14 protein-coding genes are annotated in these 20638 nt (G+C 62.2%); 7 read left to right on the forward strand and 7 right to left on the reverse strand.

Annotated elements, in window-relative coordinates; all coding sequences use genetic code 11:
- The 3 genes from VMF11_03755 to VMF11_03765 form a co-directional block, all read right to left on the reverse strand.
- Nucleotides 1-2838, reverse strand: a complete 2838-nt coding sequence (locus tag VMF11_03755) for a tetratricopeptide repeat protein (protein ID HTU69414.1) — start codon at nucleotides 2836-2838, stop codon at nucleotides 1-3.
- A gap of 475 nt (nucleotides 2839-3313) precedes the next feature.
- Nucleotides 3314-4510: a glycosyltransferase gene (locus VMF11_03760; GenBank protein HTU69415.1), complete on the reverse strand. Its 1197-nt coding sequence runs from the start codon at nucleotides 4508-4510 to the stop codon at nucleotides 3314-3316.
- A 17-nt stretch (nucleotides 4511-4527) separates the two neighbouring features.
- The gene (locus tag VMF11_03765; GenBank protein HTU69416.1) at nucleotides 4528-5055 is read right to left on the reverse strand and encodes a hypothetical protein; all 528 of its coding nucleotides are present in this window, start codon (nucleotides 5053-5055) and stop codon (nucleotides 4528-4530) included.
- Between the two features lie 212 nt (nucleotides 5056-5267).
- Between VMF11_03765 and VMF11_03770 the strand changes: the two genes are divergently transcribed.
- From VMF11_03770 to egtD, 3 genes are read left to right on the forward strand one after another with little or no spacing between them, the layout of a single operon-like run.
- Nucleotides 5268-5768, forward strand: coding sequence for a lytic transglycosylase domain-containing protein (locus VMF11_03770; protein HTU69417.1), 501 nt, complete (start codon nucleotides 5268-5270; stop codon nucleotides 5766-5768).
- 11 nt (nucleotides 5769-5779) lie between these two features.
- Nucleotides 5780-6259 carry a hypothetical protein gene (locus VMF11_03775; GenBank protein HTU69418.1) on the forward strand — a complete coding sequence of 160 codons (480 nt, stop codon included), beginning with the start codon at nucleotides 5780-5782 and terminating at the stop codon, nucleotides 6257-6259.
- 36 nt (nucleotides 6260-6295) lie between these two features.
- Nucleotides 6296-7297, forward strand: coding sequence for an L-histidine N(alpha)-methyltransferase (gene egtD, locus VMF11_03780; GenBank protein ID HTU69419.1), 1002 nt, complete (start codon nucleotides 6296-6298; stop codon nucleotides 7295-7297).
- Here egtD and VMF11_03785 read toward each other — a convergent pair.
- The 4 genes from VMF11_03785 to VMF11_03800 are packed head-to-tail and all read right to left on the reverse strand — an operon-like array spanning nucleotide 7294 to nucleotide 10116.
- On the reverse strand, nucleotides 7294-7908 hold the full coding sequence (locus VMF11_03785) for an ABC transporter permease subunit (GenBank protein HTU69420.1): 615 nt from the start codon (nucleotides 7906-7908) through the stop codon (nucleotides 7294-7296). The two genes, egtD and VMF11_03785, sit on opposite strands and share 4 nt — an antisense overlap.
- A complete protein-coding gene (locus VMF11_03790) occupies nucleotides 7905-8681 on the reverse strand; it encodes an ABC transporter ATP-binding protein (GenBank protein ID HTU69421.1) in 777 nt (258 codons plus the stop codon). The genes VMF11_03785 and VMF11_03790 overlap by 4 nt, the downstream gene beginning before the upstream one ends.
- Nucleotides 8678-9553 (reverse strand): glycine betaine ABC transporter substrate-binding protein, encoded by an 876-nt coding sequence (locus tag VMF11_03795; protein HTU69422.1) that lies wholly within the window; start codon nucleotides 9551-9553, stop codon nucleotides 8678-8680. The genes VMF11_03790 and VMF11_03795 overlap by 4 nt, the downstream gene beginning before the upstream one ends.
- Nucleotides 9550-10116, reverse strand: a complete 567-nt coding sequence (locus tag VMF11_03800) for an ABC transporter permease subunit (protein ID HTU69423.1) — start codon at nucleotides 10114-10116, stop codon at nucleotides 9550-9552. The genes VMF11_03795 and VMF11_03800 overlap by 4 nt, the downstream gene beginning before the upstream one ends.
- 41 nt (nucleotides 10117-10157) lie before the next feature.
- Here VMF11_03800 and ppk1 point away from each other — a divergent pair, with 41 nt between their 5' ends.
- From ppk1 to VMF11_03820, 4 genes are all read left to right on the forward strand, one after another.
- The gene (gene ppk1 / locus VMF11_03805; protein ID HTU69424.1) at nucleotides 10158-12263 is read left to right on the forward strand and encodes a polyphosphate kinase 1; all 2106 of its coding nucleotides are present in this window, start codon (nucleotides 10158-10160) and stop codon (nucleotides 12261-12263) included.
- Nucleotides 12264-12374: 111 nt separating this feature from the next.
- On the forward strand, nucleotides 12375-15377 hold the full coding sequence (locus VMF11_03810) for a TonB-dependent receptor (GenBank protein HTU69425.1): 3003 nt from the start codon (nucleotides 12375-12377) through the stop codon (nucleotides 15375-15377).
- Nucleotides 15378-15430: 53 nt separating this feature from the next.
- Entirely contained in the window at nucleotides 15431-17395 is a 1965-nt protein-coding gene (locus VMF11_03815; protein ID HTU69426.1) for a hypothetical protein, read from the forward strand.
- 165 nt (nucleotides 17396-17560) lie between these two features.
- Nucleotides 17561-20638, forward strand: coding sequence for a TonB-dependent receptor (locus VMF11_03820; GenBank protein HTU69427.1), 3078 nt, complete (start codon nucleotides 17561-17563; stop codon nucleotides 20636-20638).

Raw genomic sequence — 20638 nt, forward strand, 5'->3', positions numbered from 1 at the left:
CTAGTGCCAGAGCGGCGCTCCGGTGCCGCTCAGGAGTGACTGGATGGCAGGCACGTTCGGCGAATCGACGCCGTGCTGCCGGTAGCGTGTAAAATCCGCGAGCGCGATCGCCGCAAAGGTTTCGCCGGAATCGCCGTACCTCGCATCGCGGATCCGCAGGTAGAGCGGCTTTGCCGAAGCAAGGTCGTTCGAGTACAGATACGCATGTGCGAGCCGCAGCAAGAGTAGCGGGTTCGTCGCGTCGACCTGCAGACCGGCCTGCGCGATCCGGACGGCGTCGGCCGGCGCACCGTTCAAAATGTCCTCATCCGCGAGCGCCTCGGCATCATCGACGAATTCAGTCTTGGCGCTTGGAGAATCCGACCGGAACGCGCTCGCGAGCCGGTCGCGCGCAGCGCCGTTCCCTTTCAGCATAGCCTCGATCTCGCTCGACTGCGCGACGTCGACGCCGCCGGTCCGGTACGCGTCGATCGCCTTGATCAGCACATCTCCCGCGTCGTCGAAGATGACGGGCGTCGCGGAGACCTGAATCGGCCGGTCGTGGTAACGTAAAAACACGCTAGCGGCCGAATCCGCATCGCCCGAATAGAGCGCACCTTCGCCAAGCGCGAGTTGCAGCTCGACCGCCTCGGGCAGGAGCGCGTCGATTCTTGCGAGATCCGTCGCGACCCGCTGAGGTTGATGCGCTTTGACGTCCGCATCGGCCAGATCCCGGAAGGCGAGCTCGACCGTCCCCGTGTCGAGCGGCCCGAGATGATTGAGCGAGCTTGCGTTGCGGCCGCCCAGCGTGACGAGATCGAGAGCGAGTGAATAGAGCGAACGCGCGCGATCGAGATCGTTTGCATCGAGCGCCTGGATGCCGCCCGCGAAGATACGCGGTGCGACGTACCGAACGCCGTCGTCGTAGACGTCGTTGGGCCACGCACCGCCGGCGGCGGTCGCGGCGCCATAGGCTAACTCCTCGCCTTTGGCAGCGGTGAGATAGTCCGCAGCATCCGCCGCCTCCCTTCCCAAAGACTCATCCGCCACGAGAACGGTCCGCGCGTCGAGGTGCTCGCTCGTCGCGAGATTCGCGGCAGACTGATAATTGGCTTCGGCCTGCGCCAGATACGAGGGCTCGCGGGAAGAAAGGTTCCACTGCGTCCGCGCAACGTCTTCGTAAGCCCAAACCAGCTCGTCGGGAGCGTCGGACATTTCCTTTGCGGTCGCGAGTTCCATCTGCGCATAGCGAATCGACGCGTCGTCATCGTGGAGCCCGTTTGCGATACCGCTCAATTCAGCGTACGTCTCGCGGTTTTCCGCGGGATTACCGTGGCCCTCGAGCTCCTTGGCATAGCTCAGCGCCTTGAGATACGCTTGCTTCTCCGCATCGTCGTCGTGCAAGTGCGAATCGATCTCGCCGAGTTCCCAATACATCTCGTAGTCGTCCTCGGCCGGGACGTTCGGCAGCACGTCGAGGATCGAGATCGCATGCTGCGTCAGCGCAAGCGCTTTCACGTAATCTTGTTTGTCGATGTAAGCGAGAATCAACGGACGAATGCCTTGCCCCACGACTTTCTCGGCCTTCTCCGTTCCGAGCAAGTGCAACCACGCGTCGTACGCTCTCTGCGCGTACGATAGCGCCAAATCGGGATTGTCCGTGTTCCCATAGGCGATCGACACTTGCTGAAGAAGGCGCGCGACCGTCGGCGTGGTGGCGTTTGCACCCCCGAGATTCTTCGCGACGGAGAGCGCCTGTAGAACATAGCCAAGCTCCTTTTGCGTATCGATGCTGTAATACGCATTTCCGAGGCGTTCCAGCGCTACGACATCGCCTCGACCGGGCTTATTCTCGGCGGCCCGAAAAATCTTGAGTTCCTGCGTGTACGCGTCGATTGCTCGTTCGAATCGGCCGAGGTCCATGAACACGTCGGCTTCCGACCCGAGCGCCCATGCGTGCCCTTTCTGCGTGCCGGCCGGATCCAGCCGGTTCCACATCGCGACCGACGCTTGCGCCATCGAGAGCGCTTGCGCGTCCTCGTCGTTGCTGTTCAAAGCGGCGGCGAGCGTGGAGTACTCATTCGCGACGTCGGCGTTGTCGCCAGTAAAGCGTTGCTGCGCCAATTTCAGAGCGTCTCGCGCGTGCTCTTCTTCGCTCTTGTAATCGCCGCTATCACCTTCGACGCGGGAGAGTGCGTCCAGCGCGGTTTCTATCCGGTCGGGATCGCCGCTGTGCTGCGCCTCTGCCAATCGATCCTTGTAATACTGCACGGCACCGACGAGCGTCCCGAAGCTCTTGATATACTGCCCCTCGGTGAAACTGTAGTATTTTGCATCGTTTGGCCCGATGACGTCGATCTCGCGTACGTTGGGAACTTCGCTGCCCGAATCTTTTATGAAGACCGTCGCCGTGCTCGTGGCGTTCACGCGGCCCGCGCTGCAGGAAACGGTGACTCCATGCTCGTCTGCTTCGACCGTGTAGACCGGGTCCTCGGCGGCAGCATCGACGCCGTGCGCGCTCACGGTGTAGAATCCGCGCGGATCGTTCAGCGCCGCTTTACACGCGGCAACGCAGGCGACATTTTCATGCGTCCCGATCTTTTGGAATCGGTACGATCCTGAGAAAAGCGTCACGGTTTGCGCCCCCGCGACGATCGCTACGCTCACGCCGGCCGGCACTGCAACTTGAAACGCATCGGGAAGCGGCGCGTTCCCCTGAAGTTGCGCCTGCGTAATTTGCGCAGCAAACCGTAGATCCGGACGGCGCGCCTCGGGCCAAACGCTTCCGACCCTCAACGTTCCCGAATCGGCCGCACTCGTACGCCCGCTCGCACAGAATGCGAGCAGGGTGACGATCATAACAATCCGTCGCTGCAGTCTCATCGTCACTCTTCGGCAGTGCTGGAGCGTTCTGTAGCGCGGGCTGCGAACCTCTCGCTAGGTCTCTTCTCGACTGCCCTTATCGTGACGACCGCCTCCAACGCCATCGGAATCGAGCGTGCGAACGGAGTGCGTGCGTGCGCCGGTCGCCGTGCGGTCGGGCGGCAGTCGGCGCACGACGCGCGCAATGCGATCGAGTGCCCTGCACTGAGAACTGCCGCTTTGCGGGGGGTTGTAATACGCTACAGCAGGCCGTACGCTATAACGTTCCCGTTCTGATCCGAGCAGTCGACCCAGCCACAGCGGAATGCGTTCGCATCCAAATAGCGTACGCATCCGTTGTCGTCGGTACTCTGTCAGCCAGCCCCATGACGCGGGCCTCCCCGCTTACGAATGGTCGTGGCGCGTCGCCCTGGTTCGCCTCAACACCCGGGCAGTCCTAAGGCGTACCCGACTAAAGCGAAGCAGCCACGGCGAGGCCGCGCGGCGGCATATCATCCTGGGCCGGTAGCGTTCCCGAGTTCGCAACCTGCGCGATCAATGCGGCAATGCGGCGCGAGCTGTGTTTTGGCGCGACCAACTCCTGATTGCGTCGAATCTCCTCGAGCCGGTGCGGCGTGCGAATCATCGCGCGCACCGAGCGCACGACCTCGGCGGCGCTGTGGATGGCGATCGCGCCTAGGCCGTTGTGCCGGACGAACTCGACGTTGCCGCGTTCCTGTCCGGGCACGTAGTCGTAGACGACCATTGGAAGCTGGGCGGCGTTGGCCTCGGCAATGGACCCGGGCCCGGCTTTGGTCACCAACAGATCGACGGCGCGGAAATATTCGGGAATCTTGTCGGTGAAGCCGAGCACCGAGATCGGCGTCGGCAGCCGCCGGGCGATCTCTTCCAGCCGGACGCGGAGCGTTTCGTTGCGGCCGCACACGACCAGCAAATGGATCGGCAAGCGCGCTTTCGCGAGCGCCAGCGTCGTCGGAAGAAGTTTGCCGCCGCCCTCGCCGCCTGCCATCAGCATGACGACGAGCCGATCGCCCGGTAGGCCGAGCTGAGCGCGCAGCATCGGTTTGGTCCCGACCACGTCGTCGAACCGTGGATGGATCGGCTGACCCAGGAGCCGCAGCCGGCTAGGCGAGATACCGCGCGAGAGGGCGCGTTCGTAGACTTCGCGCGCCGGCACGACGACCGCGTCGGCATCGGGCATGAGCCACGACTCGTGGACCTTCCCGAGATCGGTGATGACGGTCACGATCGGCACGTGTTCCAGCTGCGCATCGGCTCGCGCGCGCAGCGCGGCGTGATTGAGAAGCGGATGGACCGAGACGATCACGTCCGGTCCATAGCTCAGGAAAAGGTCGCGCAGGCGTTCGCGGTAGAGCGGTTCACAGAAGCGGACCAACGCCCGGTAACGACGGCGCCCGTTGGTCGCATAGTACAGCGCGCCATAGACCGGCGGTGCGTAGCGCAGCGCCATGCTGTAGCCCAGACCGAGTTGGGTGAGCGGGAAGGAGCAGTGGGCGGCGACGTCTTCGATGCGGTGCTCGAATGAAACGGGCTCCGTGATTTCGTCCAAGGCTGCGGTGATTGCGTTCGATGCGCTTCGGTGCCCGCCGCCCGTGTCCGAAATCAGGAAGAGCGCCCGTTTGGTCATTCAGTCTCCGCTATCGTCTATGCGCGCACCGGAGCCCGTTTCGATCGCCGGAGCGCGGCATTGCGCACGCGGCGGGAAGTGGGGGCAAGTTTGGCCAGCAGATACCGGGCTGGTGCGTCATAGAAGCGAAAAATGTCGCCAAACTCGATATCGGGGTTTCGGTGGTGGCCGTCGTGGTCCTCGGGGAGCACGATCTGCATGGGCCGGGCCACCGCCAGTAGCCACGCCGGCGTCTTCCAGCCCAACTCCGTGGTGTGGCGCCACCACACGTGCAGCTGCCCGAGAACCAGGCCGAGCAGTGCCCCGGGTATCGAGAGTTGCCAGACCAGGGTCGCGACGATCAGATAGGGGACGGCGCCGAGAAAGCCGTCGAGCAGCACTTCACCGTTGGTGGAGAGGACCGCATGATCCCAGTACGACCGCCGGCGATCGTGATGCGTGCGCAGATGCAACGTAAACCAAAGATGTTGTGGGACATGGTAGAAGAACGTCGATGCGAAATCTCCCACCACGAGAACGATCAACATTGCAAGTGCAAGTGCCATGTATCCGCTTCCTTCGTCCGAAGACGGTCTTCGTCCTAGCCGCTGCGGCCATGTTGTGCGGCTGCAACGCTTCTACCTTTGACCGTACTACGGTGATGCAGCGGATGGCAATTCCCAACCTGAAATTTGCCTTTAACACCACGTTAAGCTGGCCGGCGCCCTCGCACGTCGACGCACTGTTCGGAGCTCGTCTGATTGAAGACGGCGGGCGCTTGGATTCAGCCGAGCTGGCAATCGCGCGTGCGATTCTTCGCACCAACCCACGGATCACCGCGATTGGTTCGCTCTCACTTGCCGACGCGACGGTCCGCGCCGCACGCGCGTCCGGGTTGCCGCCCGAATTTCTGGCGGCAACGATCCTGCAAGAGAGCGCATACGATCCGCGAGCGCTTTCCTCCGCGGGTGCGATCGGGATCGCACAATTCGAGATCGGAACGGCGGACGATCATGGCGTCGATCCGTTCGATCCGTACCGCGCGATTCCGGGCGCCGCGTCGCTGTTGGCGTCGTATGTCGCCGCGTATCGCGCGGCCTATGCAAATCCCTATGCGATTGCCCTCGCGGCGTATAACGCGGGACCGGGCGCGGTCGCGTATTACCGCGGCGTTCCGCCGTATCCCGAGACACGCGAATACATCGAGTTGATCTACGAACGGTGGGCGCGGATCGCCGGCTACGAGCGTCGCGGGGCGGATTTCGTCGCACAGCGTTGAAGCGGACGCGCATGAATCTGCATCGCTGTTTTTCCGGTGCGGCCGCAATCGCCGTACTTGCGAGCTGCGGAAGCGCCGGCGAAGCCTTGACCTTCAAAGCGCCCGCCGGTTATACGTCGGTCATGTCCCTCGGACCGTTCATGCAAATGTGGCGGGGTCCGAACCAGGGCGTGCTGATGCTGATGGCGATGCCGACCGAGATCGATCTCGACAAGGCCGTCTCCAGTTCCGACGTACGCGACGCGGAGATTCAGAAGAAGGCCACGATCCGAATCTGCGGCGGCGGCCAGCAAGCCGTGTACGTATCGATGATCGGCGAGCGCGACGTGCTCGGCTCCCCGGCGCCGGGTTCGAACGCCGAAAAGCGGCAGATCGATTTTCTCGCCACCAATGCGAACGGCAAGACCTATATGGCGATGTACATGCGGCCGCTCGGGACGCCGCAAGATCCGGCTGCCGAAGGGGCCATCCACGAAATCTGCCCCAAGTAGGCAACTAAACCGCCCCTTCCCTGGGTATAGGGGGGCATGCAGTTGCGGGTTACCATCCCCCGGGATCGGCTTGAAATCGTCGAAGTTGCGGGCGCTGCCGCCGACCATCACTTTGCCGACGACGTCCGCCGCGGACTCTCCGCGCGGTCCAAAGCCCTCTCGCCGAAGTATTTCTACGACGAATTGGGCTCAGCGCTCTTCGATGCGGTCACCTATACGCCCGAGTATTACCTGACGTCGAGTGAAACCGAGATCCTGCGTGAATGGGGTTGGGAGATCGTGCGCGTGCTCGATGAACCGGTCGACTTTCTCGAACTGGGCAGCGGCAGCGCGAACAAAACGCGGCTGTTGATCGAAGAGGCGCTGCGCGTTCAACCCAACCTGCACTACAGCCCGATCGATATTTCAGCCGACGCGCTGCGCAACGCGTCGCTTGCGTTGGTGGAGCGGTATGCGGCGCTCTCGGTGCGGGCATATGCGGGCGACTACTTCACCGTACTGCGCTCCGGGGCGCTCAGATTCGAGCGGCGCGTCCTGGCAATGCTGATGGGATCCAACCTCGGCAATTACGAGCCCCAGACGGCGCGCGAACTCGTCGCCCTGATTGCGCGCGCTCTACGCCCGGGCGACGGTCTGCTGCTCGGCCTCGACCGCAAGAAGGATCGAGCTACGTTGGAGCTCGCGTACGACGATCCGACCGGCGTTACCGCGGCATTCGACAAGAATTTGCTCGGACGGATCAATCGAGAACTAGGCGGGGCGTTCGACTTACATACGTTCGAGCACGTCGCGCGTTACAACCAGGAGCGCGGATGCATCGAGTCCTTCTTGCGTTCTGATCGTGACCAACGGGTGCGGATCGAAGCGATCGACCTCGACGTCGCCTTTGCGCGCGGTGAGTCCATTCATACCGAGTCCTCCTACAAATTCGACGATGCGGACGTCGCCGAGCTGGCGTCGGGCGCCGGCTTCACGCTGGTCAAGCGCTGGACCGACTCCGCGCAGCGGTTTGCTCTCTACCTTTTAGTGCGCGGTTAGTTCACGCGAACGAGCCGTTCCAGCAGGCGCAGCGATCCGTCGATCGCGATCGCCAACGCACAGGCGGCTACGCTGCCGGCTACGATTTCGTCGGTATGATGGATGGTGAAGCCGATGAAGATCAGCGATCCGAGGCCGCCGGCCCCGACATAACCACCGAGCGTCGCGAGCGCCACCATCGCAACCGCGGCAACGCGGACGCCGCCGACGACGACCGGCAGGGCCTGCGGAACGATGACGCGCCAGGTGCGCTGAACGGCCGACATGCCCATGCCGAGCGCGGCGTCACGCTGCGCCGGATCGACGCCGCGCACGCCTGCGATGACGTTACGCACGAGCACGAACTGGGCGTAGGCGACCAGCGCGACGAAAATCGGTGCGGAACCAAGGCCGATCAATTCGACCAGCACGGCGAGCAGCGCGAGGCTGGGGATCGTGTAGATCGCACCGAGCACGCCGAGAACCAGGTTCGAGGCGTGTTCCCGCCGGGCAAGGACCAGCCCGAGTGGAAGCGCGATCGCAAGTGCTGCGGCAAGCGCCGTCGCGACCAAGGCGAGATGCGCGGCGCCGAGGGCTGCAACGTGCAGCGGATGCGCGAAGAGATAGCTCATCCGTGCTTTGCTCGCTCGCGCAGTTTGGCCACCGCCGCGTCATCGGCGAAGAGATCGCGCACGTGCTCGTTTGCCGGGTCGGCCAGGACCTCCAGCGGCGTCGCGCACTGTTCTATCCGGCCGGCGTTCATCACCGCAATGCGATCGGCCAGCAGCAGCGACTCGTTCACGTCGTGGGTTACGAACAGCGTCGTCGTGCCTGCCCCTCGGACGATGTCGTGCAATTCGTGCTGGAGTTCGCGGCGCACGATCGCATCGAGCGCACCGAACGGCTCATCCATCAAGAGCGCGCGCGGGCGCGCCGCCAGCGCGCGAGCGACGCCGACGCGCTGTGCTTCTCCGCCCGAGAGTTCGTGTGGCCGGCGATGACGATATTGGCGCGGATCCAACCGCGCGAGCTCGAGCATTTCGTCGACGCGCGCGTCGATGGCGGCGCGATCCCAGCCCAGCAGCGAAGGGACGACGCCGACGTTGGCCGCTACATCCATGTGCGCGAAGAGCCCGACGGCCTGAATCGCATAGCCGATCGTGCGGCGCATCGCCACCGGATCGAGGCCGGCGATGTCGGTACCGTCAAACTCGATGCGCCCGGCCTCGATCGGAACCAGCCGGTTGATCGTGCGCAGCAACGTGCTCTTGCCACATCCCGACGGACCAACGAGCGCGATGAATTCGCCCGGCTGTACGTCGAGGTCGATTGCGTCGATCGCAGGCCTCGTGCTATTTGAGTAGGTTGCGCGTACGCCCGAGAGGTGAATCGCCGCGCCGCTCATGCGGCCCCCTTCAAGAAGTCGGCGGCCACGTCGGCTGGATCGCGATCCCGGCTTTCGACGGCCGCGTTCATCATGCGCGCGCGCTCGTCGTTGATCCGGGGGGAGATTTCGTCCAGCACGCGCGCGATGCGCGGTTCGCGCGCGAGCGTCGCGGCGCGTACGACTGGTGCGACGTTATAGGCCGGCCAGAGATGCTTGTCGTCTTCGAGAACGACGAGCCGATCGACGACGATCGCACCGTCGGTCGTAAACGCGGTGGCGACGTCGGCGTTGCCGGTGAGCAGCGCTTGGTACTTCAGCGCGATGTCGTACACATGAACCGACTTGAAACGAAAGCCGCCGTAGACGCGCTGCAGGCCGGGGAGTCCGTCGGGCCGGCTGATGAATTCGGGAATCGTCGCCAGGCGCAAGCGCGGCGCGGCCAGAGCAAGCTGCGAGAGCGTACGCAGATGATAGCGCGCAGCGATGGCGGCGGTCGTGGCGAGCCCTTGGGAATCGTTCATCGGCGAGGGGGTGAGCCAAACGAGATCGTAGCGACGTTTGAATTCGTCTCTGACGTAATCGTAACTCGCGCGCGCGTCACGGATCGGCGCGTGATGCAGCACATCGATCAACGCCGTCCCCGTATATTCGGGATACAGATCGATATCGCCGCGCGCCATCGCCGCGAGCGCGATCTGGGTCGAACCGAGGTTCAGCCGCCGTTCGACGGGCAGCCCGGCGCGTTCGAGCGCCTGCGCGTAAATCTCCGCGATCACGATCGATTCGGTGAAGTTCTTCGATCCAACCGCAATCGCGTTGCGCGCGGTGCATGCGGTCGCGATCGGCAGCGAGGCGAGCAGCGCGAGTGCGCGAGCGCGCGAGATCGTCACGAGCGAATGCCCGCGAGAAAGGCAAGCGCCGCGACCAGGATCGATGCCGCGATCAACAGCGCGGAGTCGGCGGTTTGCAAGCCGCGAACGATGTCGTCGCCCAGTCCGCCGGCGCCGACGAAGGTCGCGAGCGCGGCGCTGCCGATCACTTCGATCGACGCGGTGCGCACGCCGGCCAGCGCCGTCGGAAGTGCGAACGGAACAACGACGCGAACGAAGCGTTGGCGCGCGGTCATCCCGAGGCCGGTAGCAACGTCGAGCGCCGCAGCCGGAGCGCTGCGAACGGCCAAATCGACATTGAACACGATCGGCGGGAGCGCGAGAAGCGTGAGCGCCGCGATCGCCGGCGGCGCGCCGACGCCGAGCAGCGGAACGAGCAGCGCGAGGACCGCGATGCTCGGAAGCGTGCGTCCGAGCGCGGCAGCCGCGAGGATCGGCGAGCGTGCCCAGCCGCGCGAGGCGGCGAGCAGGCCGAAAGGCGCGCCGATCGAGCAGGCGAGGACGAGCGCGCTGAGGGCCAGCTCGGCATGGCGCAGGGTATCGGGGAACAACGTTTGCCACATATTCGCTGGATTTTTACCTGACCGGGGCGAAACCATCGACGATGCTCACGCAGGAAGACCCAGCGCTCGAGCGGCCGCCCCTCCCGCTCGACGATCCTTCACTGTACTTCAGCCGCGAACTTTCGTGGCTGGAGTTCAACGACCGCGTTTTGGAGGAAGCGCTGGATTCGAGCAATCCGCTCTTCGAACGGCTCAAATTCGTCGCGATCTACGGTACGAATCTCGACGAATTCTTCATGATTCGCGTCGCGGCGATCAAACAGCAGATCGAAGCTCAAGTCGTATGGCGCTCGGATGACGGGCGCATGCCCGCCGAGCATCTCGCCGCGGTATCGACGCGGCTTCGCACCTCGCTCGCCACGCAGACGCGTCTGCTCAACGAGGAGCTGCTGCCGGCGCTCGAACGCGAGGGCATCCAAGTCCTGCGCATCTCGGAATTACCCGAAGATCGCCAGCTCGCGCTCGAGCGCACGTTCGACGACCGTCTCTTTCCGGTACTGACCCCGCTCGCCGTCGATTCCGGGCACCCGTTTCCGTACATTTCGAACCTCTCGCTCTCGCTTGCGGTCGAACTCGAGGAGCCGACGGCCGAGGGCGTCGAGCTGCATTTCGCGCGGGTCAAGATTCCGCCGACGGTGCCGCGTTTCGTTCCGTTGGAAGGCACCCCGGAGGGCGAGCGGCATTTCGTGCTCATCGAAGATCTGATCGCGCACCACCTCGACGCGCTCTTCCCCGGGATGACCGTGCGCGAAGCGTACCTCTTTCGCGTGACGCGCGACGCCGATCTCGAATTGCAGGAAGACGAAGCCGACGATTTGCTGCGGGCGATCGAGTCGGAACTGCAGCGCCGCCGCTTCGGCGAACCGGTACGGCTCGAAGTCGAGCGCGGCATGCCCGAGTACATGCGCGACTTTCTCTTGAAATCGCTCGAGCTCGGCGACGTGGATTGCTATGAAGTCGACGGGCTGATGGCGCTTTCCGATCTTTGGCAGATCGTGAATCTACCCGATTACGAATCGCTACGCGATGCGCCCTTCATGCCGGCGATTCCGCGGATGCTGGTCGGTAAAACCGATCTCTTCGCATTGATCCGCGAGAGCGATCTGCTCTTGCACCACCCGTACGAGTCCTTCGATCCGGTGCTGCAATTCTTGCAGCAGGCCGCCGAGGACGAACAGGTACTGGCGATCAAGGCGACGCTATACCGCACCTCCGGGAAAAATTCTCCGATCGTGCGCGCGCTGCTCGAGGCGGCCGAGAACGAGAAGCAAGTTGCCGTCGTCATCGAACTGAAAGCGCGCTTCGACGAGGAGAACAACATCGAATGGGCGCGGCGGCTAGAACGGGCGGGCGTACACGTCGTCTACGGATTCCCCGGTCAGAAGGTGCACGCCAAAACGCTGATGGTCGTGCGCCAGGAAGAGGACGGCATCCGCCGTTACATGCACTTCGGCACCGGCAACTACAACGAGAAGACCGCGCGCCTCTATACCGACCTGAGCCTGTTCACCTGCCGGCATGAACTCGGAGCCGACGTGACGCAGCTCTTCAATGCGCTCACCGGCTTCTCGAACATCACCGATTACGAGGACCTCTTGGTGGCGCCGGTGACGCTGCGGCGCGAGATGCTGGCGATGATCGATCGCGAGACCGATCATGCGCGCGCCGGCCGGCCGGCGGGCATCCGCGCCAAACTGAACGCGATCACCGACCCCGAGATCGTGCGCGCGCTCTATCGCGCCTCGCAAGCCGGCGTGCCGATCGAGTTGCTCGTTCGCGGCATGTGTATTTTGCGCCCGGGAATCCCCGGTGTAAGCGAGACGATCCGCGTGCGAAGCATCGTCGGCCGGTTCCTCGAGCACTCGCGCATCTACGTTTTCGAAAACGGCGGCGACCGCGAGGTCTATATGTCGAGCGCGGATTGGATGGGCCGCAACCTGGATCGCCGGGTCGAGCTGGCCGTGCCGGTCATGGACCCGGTGCTGGCCGAGACGTTGACCAGCGGGGTTCTTTCGGTCTTGCTCTCGGATAACGTCAAGGGCCGCGTGCTCAATCCGGACGGGTCCTATTCGCGATTGCAAATTCCCGCTAGAGAGATGCCAATACATGCACAACGCATCTATTTGGCCCAGGCACAATCGGCATAATCGTCCTGAACATAATGACTTCTTAATTCGCGCACGCTTACGCTCGTCGGAGAATCTGCTCCGGTGATCCGCGGCAGGTGGTGCTGTATTTGCTTTCGACATGGAGGCCGCGTGCATAGATTCGTTGGAGCTTTCCTCGCCGCGTTGCTTGCCTGCTCAATCGCGCAACCTGTTTTCGCGCAGGCAACCTCGTCGACGACAGGAGCGGTTCGGGGCACCGTAAGCGACGAGACCGGCGCGCCCGTGGTAGGGGCGAGGGTGACCGTGCACGGCGCCAGCACATACGACACGACGACTGACGCGAAGGGCCAGTTCGTAGTGGAGGGCGTTGCCCCGGGGCTGTACGTATTTACGGTACAGAAGGCCGGATACAATACGGCGAGCGAGTCCGATTTCGCGATCTTCTCGGGCGAGGTCGAGCATTTGAATGTCACCTTGCATACGGCTACATTTTCGTCGCTGCGAACGATCGCGACCGTCCGCGCGTACGGGCAGGGTACTTTCAACACGTCGACGGCTTCCGTCAACGTAGTTCCGTCGCAGACCTTTGAGGATCAAGCGGCTACGCAAGTCAATCGGGTTCTCAATCAGATCCCGGGCGTCCAGATCAGCTTACCGTCCGATGACGCGAACGGCGCCGCGCTCGGCGCGGTCACCTTTCCCGATATCCGCGGCGGACTGAGTTACGAAACCGCGACCTTGATCGACGGGCATCCGCTCGCAACGCAGTCGTTCGGCGATTATGTGACCACGTATCTCAATAGCTTCATGCTAGGTTCGGTCGAAGTGATCAAGGGACCGGGGGCCATGGCTCCCGAGGTCAACAACGCGATCGGCGGTACGGTGAACTTCGAGACCAAGGACCCGACGCTCACATTTACACCGGATTACACATTCGGAGTGACCAACCACGGCGGAACATATTACAATTTCGGCGTTTCAGACACGGTCGGGCGCGTAGGCTTCGTCTTTGACTTCGCGGGATACGACGACCCTTCGGCGCTGAACGGGCAGCGGGTCTGGTATGACCCCACGAGCGAGGGCGATGACGGAGCCGTCGGCAACGTTCCGTCGGGCCAGGGCTACGCCTTGACCTCCGTGTCGCAAGGGCGCAGCCTGATTCCGGGCACGGCGAGTTACGTGTACAATCTGTACCCGCTCGTCGCATGCTGCTACACGATCCTCGGCGATTACGACAATGCCTCCGAACTGCTCAAGCTGCGCTACAAGCTCTCAGGGGCAACCACGGCCACGTTCACCTATCTCGGCGGTCAGACCACGGCAGACGAAAATGGCGATAACTCCTCGTACACGCCTAGCCTGTTTACTCCGGGGGCATCATACACCGGCACCGCGCTGGCTCCCAACTCCCCGCTGCTGATATCGAACGTTTTTGCCAGTGGTCAACCCGTTCTCACGAACAACAATGAGCCCATCCTCGAGGGAGAGGTTCGCACTACGCTCGGAAACGACACGATCCTTGGGCGCTTTTATCACGCCGGGATCGTGCGATTGGTGCTGCAAGGTGAGGAGCCCAACGTTCCGACCGAGCTAACCGAACAACTCTACGGCGTCGGCAATAATGGCAGCGGTGTGCCGGTCACCTACAACGGGACGCCGACGCCCGTGTACTATTTCGATTATTTTCAGGAAAATGAAACCGACAAACTCAACGGCTATTCGGTCGAATGGGATCATCCGATTTCGACGAACAACAATCTCACGTTCTCGTGGGATACGTCGACAGACCAGTCGATCGACTATGAGATCGAGTCCAATACCCTCTACGACTCGAGCGGCGGCACGATCGATCTGACGGCGTCCCCCTATTACGCCAGCACGGATCTGCCGGAGGGTTCGGCCCAAACCTCCAGCACGTTCCTTCTCCGCGACCAGGCTACTCTAGGCAACCGGCTCAGCGCCACGTTGAGCCTCTATGACAATCTCTACCGGAACACGTACACATATTCGAATCCGGAATGTTCGGCGGCGAGCGGAACGGCGGTGTGCGCGTACAACAGCCCCGACTGGCTCTTCAAGACGACAAACACGTCGCACTTCGATGAAAGACTCGGATTGACATACCGCCTCAATCCGAACGCGATCCTGCGGTTGGCAGCGGGTTCGGCGATCGCACCTCCGTACCTGTATATCCTTTCGCAGCTCAATGGCTCGGTGAGCGTGAACACGACCACCAACACGGCGACCGTGAAGCTCAATAACGGCAACCTCCTACCGGAGACGGCGGCCGGAATCGATCTGGGTGCAGATGTCCGGGTGCCAAAGACCTCGCTGTACTTCTCGGCCGATGCGTACCAGACGAATCTCTTCAATCACTTCATAGAGACATACCAGTCGATCGGAACGTGCGGAAGTAACAGTGCAGGCTTGACCTGCCCGACGGGCAGCCCTACGACGCCGCTCTATTCGGAGCAGTACTTCAATTTGAGCAACTCACGCTTTCAAGGCGTCGAGCTTTCCTTCAAGCGCGTTGCGCCCCAGGGATTGAATTTCACCGTCTCGGGTGCGATCCAGCACGCGTATGCCTACAACTTGCCGCCCTGCTTCTACGGCTTCAGCGCGACGACTGGGGCGTGCGGCTACTACACGAATCTCGGCATCATTCCCGGCGAGAATTTCACGGCAGCCTACACGGGCGGAGAAGTCTCCGGCTACGGGTACAACAGCTTCTCGAATCAGAGCATTCCGTACTTCCAGGGCAACGCATCGGTTGCGTACTACTGGGCCAACGGACTCTACGCCGAACTGGGGACGACGCTCTACGGTAAGAACAATTCGTTCAACGAAGCGCCGTTCTCGATCTCGTACGCAACGCTTCGTATACCCCTCTCCGACACGCTGTCGCTCCAAGTGTCGGGGGACAACATTTTCAATTCTTTGAACGGCTATTTCCCGATTCTCGGCGGCGGCGTCGATGCGCCGCTGGCGGCATCTCCGGTTCTCAACGGCGTCAAATTACCAGCGCTCGCTGCCACGAATGCGAACGTTCTCGGGCCGGCGACGTACCGTTTTGAACTTACCAAGACCTTCGGCAAAGTCTATAGCGGCAACGGAAGTAAACCAAACTCGTCGCAATCGCAATCGCAACCATAATGCATCACAGGGGGGAACATCCGGTGTTTACCAAGAGTTCGAAGTGGCAGCGCTTGAGTATTCTGGTTGCTTTTGCCGTGCTGGCGGTAGCAGCGGCGTGCTCCGGCGGCGGTAACCCGACGCCGCTCTATCCCCCGACGTCGGGCGGTATTGCCGGAGCAAGTGCATACACGTTTCCAGCCGTGAACGGCATCAATTCAACCATGTCGGTCACCGGCACGGGAACCTTGACGGCGAGCTCTTCGGCCTCTGCCCCGTCGGTAGGCGCGATCCCCCAGCTGAAGCAGCGAGCGCAGACCGGTTCTTCGAACGAGGCGCTCATTTATTACACCGTGACCGCATCGTCTACGCTGACCATCAAGGCGCTCTCGGTACAGGTCGGCTTCACTGCGGCCCCGACCGAGTCGGTCTATCTCGCGTACTGGGACGGGACGGAATGGGTCGCGGGCTCGACGCCGGGGGCCTACGCGGCCGGCGAGGTCACGCTTTCGCTGCCGTCGTCGGCGCTGCCGATCACGGTTCAGGCAGGGCAGTCGCTCTATTTGGCCGCCTACGAAGGGCAGCAGATCGGCACGCCACCGCCGCCGGTGCCGGTTGTTTCACCCAATCCACTGACTCTTGCGGAAGGCACGTCCCAGACGGTTACGGTCACGAGTAAGGCCGGGCTGACGATCACGGCGCTGAGTTCGAATACGAACGTCGTGACGGTGTCGCCTGCGTCGGAAACCGTCGGAAGCGACGGCACGGCCTCGTTTACCGTCACGGCTCAATACGTTGCCTCAACCGCGAACGTAACCTTCACCGATCCGATCAATCAGACGGCAACGCTCGTGGTGACGACCAACAACAGCTACAGCTCACCGGAGCCGGCACCGTCGGCGATCTCACTTTCGGCCAACGACACGACCGACGTGGCGATCACGACCAAGCCCGATTCGACCATTACGGCCACTCTTGCGGCGGGAAGCGCGACCGGCGTGATTTCTTTCCCCAGTTCGGAGTCGGCAAGCAGTACGGGTTCGGTTTCGTATCCGATCACGGCCGTTGCACCGGGTACGGCGACCGTGACCTTCACCGACGTGTTTGGTAACACCGGTTCGCTCACGGTCAACGTTTCGTCGATCACGAACGGTGCATTCAATAACGGCCTCACTGGGTGGACCGGATGCTCATATCCGCACACCCTGCTTGCCTCATATACGAGCCCCTCGCCTGGACCGCCGGCATACGCGCCCTCGCCGTGGCCTGCGCAGAGCACGATCTCTAGTGGCGATCAAACGGGCTTGGAGACGGTGGTCTCTTCGGCGACCGCCGCGAACTTCGTGTCGGTGACGGCGCCTCCAATGAATGACCGGATGAACTACACGGCCGAACCGACTGCCGCGCCGGGCGCTACAGCCGCTCCGACAGATCCGCCCGGTGTTGGTACAACACCACCGCCGGTGCTCGGCAGTGACGTTGCTTTCATCGGCTCAGATGAGGCAACCGAGGCTGGAGAACTCGGCATCTGCCAGACCTTTACCGTCTCAGCGGCAAGTCCGTACCTTTCGTTTTGGGTTTGGGAGGGCGGCTTCAATTACGGACCGCCCGACTATGGCGATCAGGACGCCGTACTGCTCAGCAACTCGACAGGCACTGGTACGATCGTGCAAGCGCTGTTCCAGGAGGAGAACTGCTTCCAGGACTCGTCACCTGCGGGCGTCGAGGCCGGGCTCGGGCCGCCATCAGCCTACGACAACGGCTGCGATCCCTCCGACGATAAGTACAACAATAACTACTGGGTTAACGGTGGATACTGGGTGCAGCGAGGTCCATACGATCTTAGTGGCCTTGCCGGACAAACGGTGGTCTTCTACGTTGGGCAGGACCTGTACAAGACATACGCCGCTTCGGCTAGCGCATACCACTCGGAGATGATGTTCCTCGGTAACGTGCAGACGAGTTCGTCGTCCGCCTTCCCCTCCACAACGCCGTACACGGCGCATCGAGTCCTAACGATGACGCTCAAGCCGCGATAACCAACGGCAGTTGAATGAAGGGGTCGCCACGGCGACCCCTTTTTGACCGAACTTGACCTCTTCAATCAAAGATAAAGAGGCCTTAAGATTCTCAATCTACACTGAGAATGTTACTGCGGCTCAAGGCCGCAGTGGCTCTTTCTTGCTTGTTGTTATGGAGGCAGTGTGAGCACACTCACGCGCATCCTGGCTGCAATCATGACCGCGGCGCTCAGCGTTGGACCCGTCAGCGCGGCAACGTCTCCGAGCGTCCCGGTCATCGTGGCCCAGGGTGCATCCACCGCGACGGTGCAAGGCACCGTCAAAGATGATTCCGGCGCGCCGCTGGCCGGGGCGCACATCGATCTGCGCGGTCCGTCGACCTATTCGGCGAATACCGATGCCACCGGCGCCTTCACGATTTCCAACGTCACGCCGGGCGTCTACGTACTCGCGGCCCAGAAACCCGGCTATCAGACCGCGACCGAGACCGACTTCGCACTGCTCGGCGGGGCGACGCAGAACGTCCTGGTAACCCTGCACGCGGAAACGTTCACCTCGCTGCGGACGATTGCGACGGTGCGCGCCTACGGCCAGGCGACGTTCAACACCTCGACCGCGTCGGTCAACGTCGTGAGCGGTCAGGCCTTTGTCGATGAGGCGCAGCCGCAGGTCAATCGCATCCTCAACCAGATTCCGGGCGTGCAGAACACGCTCCCGACCTCCAGCGCCAACGGCGCGGTGCCGGGTGCGGTGACGGTGCCGAACATCCGCGGCGGGCTCTCGTTCGAGACGGCAACGCTGATCGACGGTCACCCGCTCGCGGTCGGCGACTACGGCGACTACGTCACGACCTTCCTCAATAGTTTCATGTTGGGAAGCGTAGAAGTCATCAAGGGCCCCGGCGTCATGGCGCCCGAGACCAACTACGCGATCAACGGTACGGTCAACTTCCGCACCAAGGATCCAACCGACACGTTTACGCCCGACTACACCTTCGGCATCAGCACGCACGGTGAAACGTACTTCAACTTCGGTGTGTCGGACACGATCGGCCGGCTCGGCTTCGTAGTGGATCTCGCCGGCGACGACAATCCCTCGGCGCTGGACGGAACGTCGACCTACTTCCAGACCTACGGAAACAACGGCGTTGCCAATTGGAACGGCACGACGGGGACGAACGTCTCGTACAACTACACGTACATTCCGTCTACGAGCAGCACCGATCCCAAGCTCGCTGGAACAACGACTGCACTCAACCACATCTATGGTCTGCTTGCGTGCTGTTACACCTACGGCGCGAATTTCGACCAGACAGCCGAGCTGTTCAAGCTGCGGTACAAGTTCTCGAATGCGACGACAGCCACCGCCAGCTATCTGGGTAGCCAGACCTACGCCGATCAGAACGAAAACACCGGCTCGGAAATGATTCCGTCCGTCTTTAGCCCCGACGAGGTTGGTTCGATCTATTACAAGACGAGCAGCCCCACCTACAGCACGGCAGCAGCCACCTATACGGGCTCGCTCGCTCAAGGAACCTCGCTGCTCGTGCCCAACGCGGTCTATCCGGACACGGCGCAAGAGATCAACAACGAGCCGATTTTCCAGGCCGAAATTCGGACGCTGCTCGGGCAAGACACGGTTTTGGCGCGTTACTATCACGCCTCGATCGATCGCCTGATCTACGAAGGGAATCCGAATCCGTCGACGCCGGTCGTCGGATTCTATCAACTCTATGGCGTCAATCCGGCATCGAGCAATTCCTGTGCGGCGACGACCTGTCCGCCCACGGTGTTCAACGGCCAGACGACGGAGCTGGCAAACTTCGACTGGTATAACCAATGGGAAGAAGATCGCCTCAACGGTCTTTCGCTCGAATACGATCATGGTTACGGCGACGGAAACGACGTCACGCTCTCTGTCGATCAAACGAACGCGTCGTCGTCGGCCGGGAGCTGGTCGGCGAACTACCCGGGCATCGTCTCCGGCACGGACACGTACGCTCCGCCGTCGACGCCGACGCAAACGCCCTCGGTCACCAACCCGCTCGGCACGAGCCAGCTGTTCACGACGATCCTTCTGCGTAACGTCTACAACATCTCGCCCAACCTGACCGGCACGCTGGCGCTCTACGACAACCTGTATCAGAATACGTTCCCCTACGAGTGTGTGACGGGCGCGGGCGCGCTCACGAGCTCTTGCGCGATCAACGGCTCGAACGCGCGCTTCACTACCAACCATAACTCGCACTTCGACGAGCGCATCGCGCTCGAGTACCGTCCCAAGAACAATATCGCAATTCGGCTCTCAGCCGGTTCCTCGATTGCGCCGCCGTACCTGAGCTTGCTCAGCAAGGTCTCGACGGCCATCACCTGCTCGACCTCCACTGGAATTTGCAGCTCTGCTGCCAACAATCCGAACCTGCTGCCGGAAACAGCGTTCGGCTACGATCTCGGTGCGGATTACCGGCTCAAAGACAATGTGACGGTTATCTCGGTCGACGGCTACATGACGAATCTCTTCAATCGCTTCCTCGCCGAAGAGTATACCGTTGGGAACTGCTCAAGCGCCGGCATCACCTGCCCCGGAGCGGAAGCGGGCAATCCGGCCTACTTGGTCTATCAGTCCCTCAATACCAACTTGAACAACTCGCGCTACGAGGGCATCGAACTCTCGCTCAAACGCGTCGTACCGCAGGGCTTTGGCTTCGAAGTCGACGGCGCGATTCAGCACTCGTACGCCTACAATCTGCCTCCCGGGTTCTACTGCGTAGGCCTCAAAGCCGGTGTTCCGTGCATCCCGGCGAACTACAACGTAAACTTGCCGATCATCGCCGGCGAGAATTTCACCGGCAACACGTTCGGTACGGTTTACGGAGCCCCGGGTGGAGTCTACGCAAACTCCTCAGTCGGTGCAAGCGGCTTCTCGAACACGGCGATCCCGTATCTGCAAGGCAACGCCGAGATCAACTGGACCTCGACGAGCGGGATCTACGCCGCGCTTGGCGACACGCTCTACGGCAAGAACAACGGCTACAATCTGCCGCCGTTCGGCATTGCCTACGCTACGATTCGCGTTCCTATCTCGAAGACGATATCGATCCAAGCCTCGGGCGATAACATCTTCAACGCATGGACGCAGGTTTTCCCGATCGTCGGCGGCGGCATCGCCTACCCGCTGGCGAATGGCACACTCGGCGCAACGATCGGCAATACAGTCGGGCCGGCGACCTATCGCTTCCAACTGACCAAGACGCTTCCGTAA

Source organism: Candidatus Baltobacteraceae bacterium, from assembly GCA_035502855.1.
Lineage (GTDB): Bacteria > Vulcanimicrobiota > Vulcanimicrobiia > Vulcanimicrobiales > Vulcanimicrobiaceae > Aquilonibacter.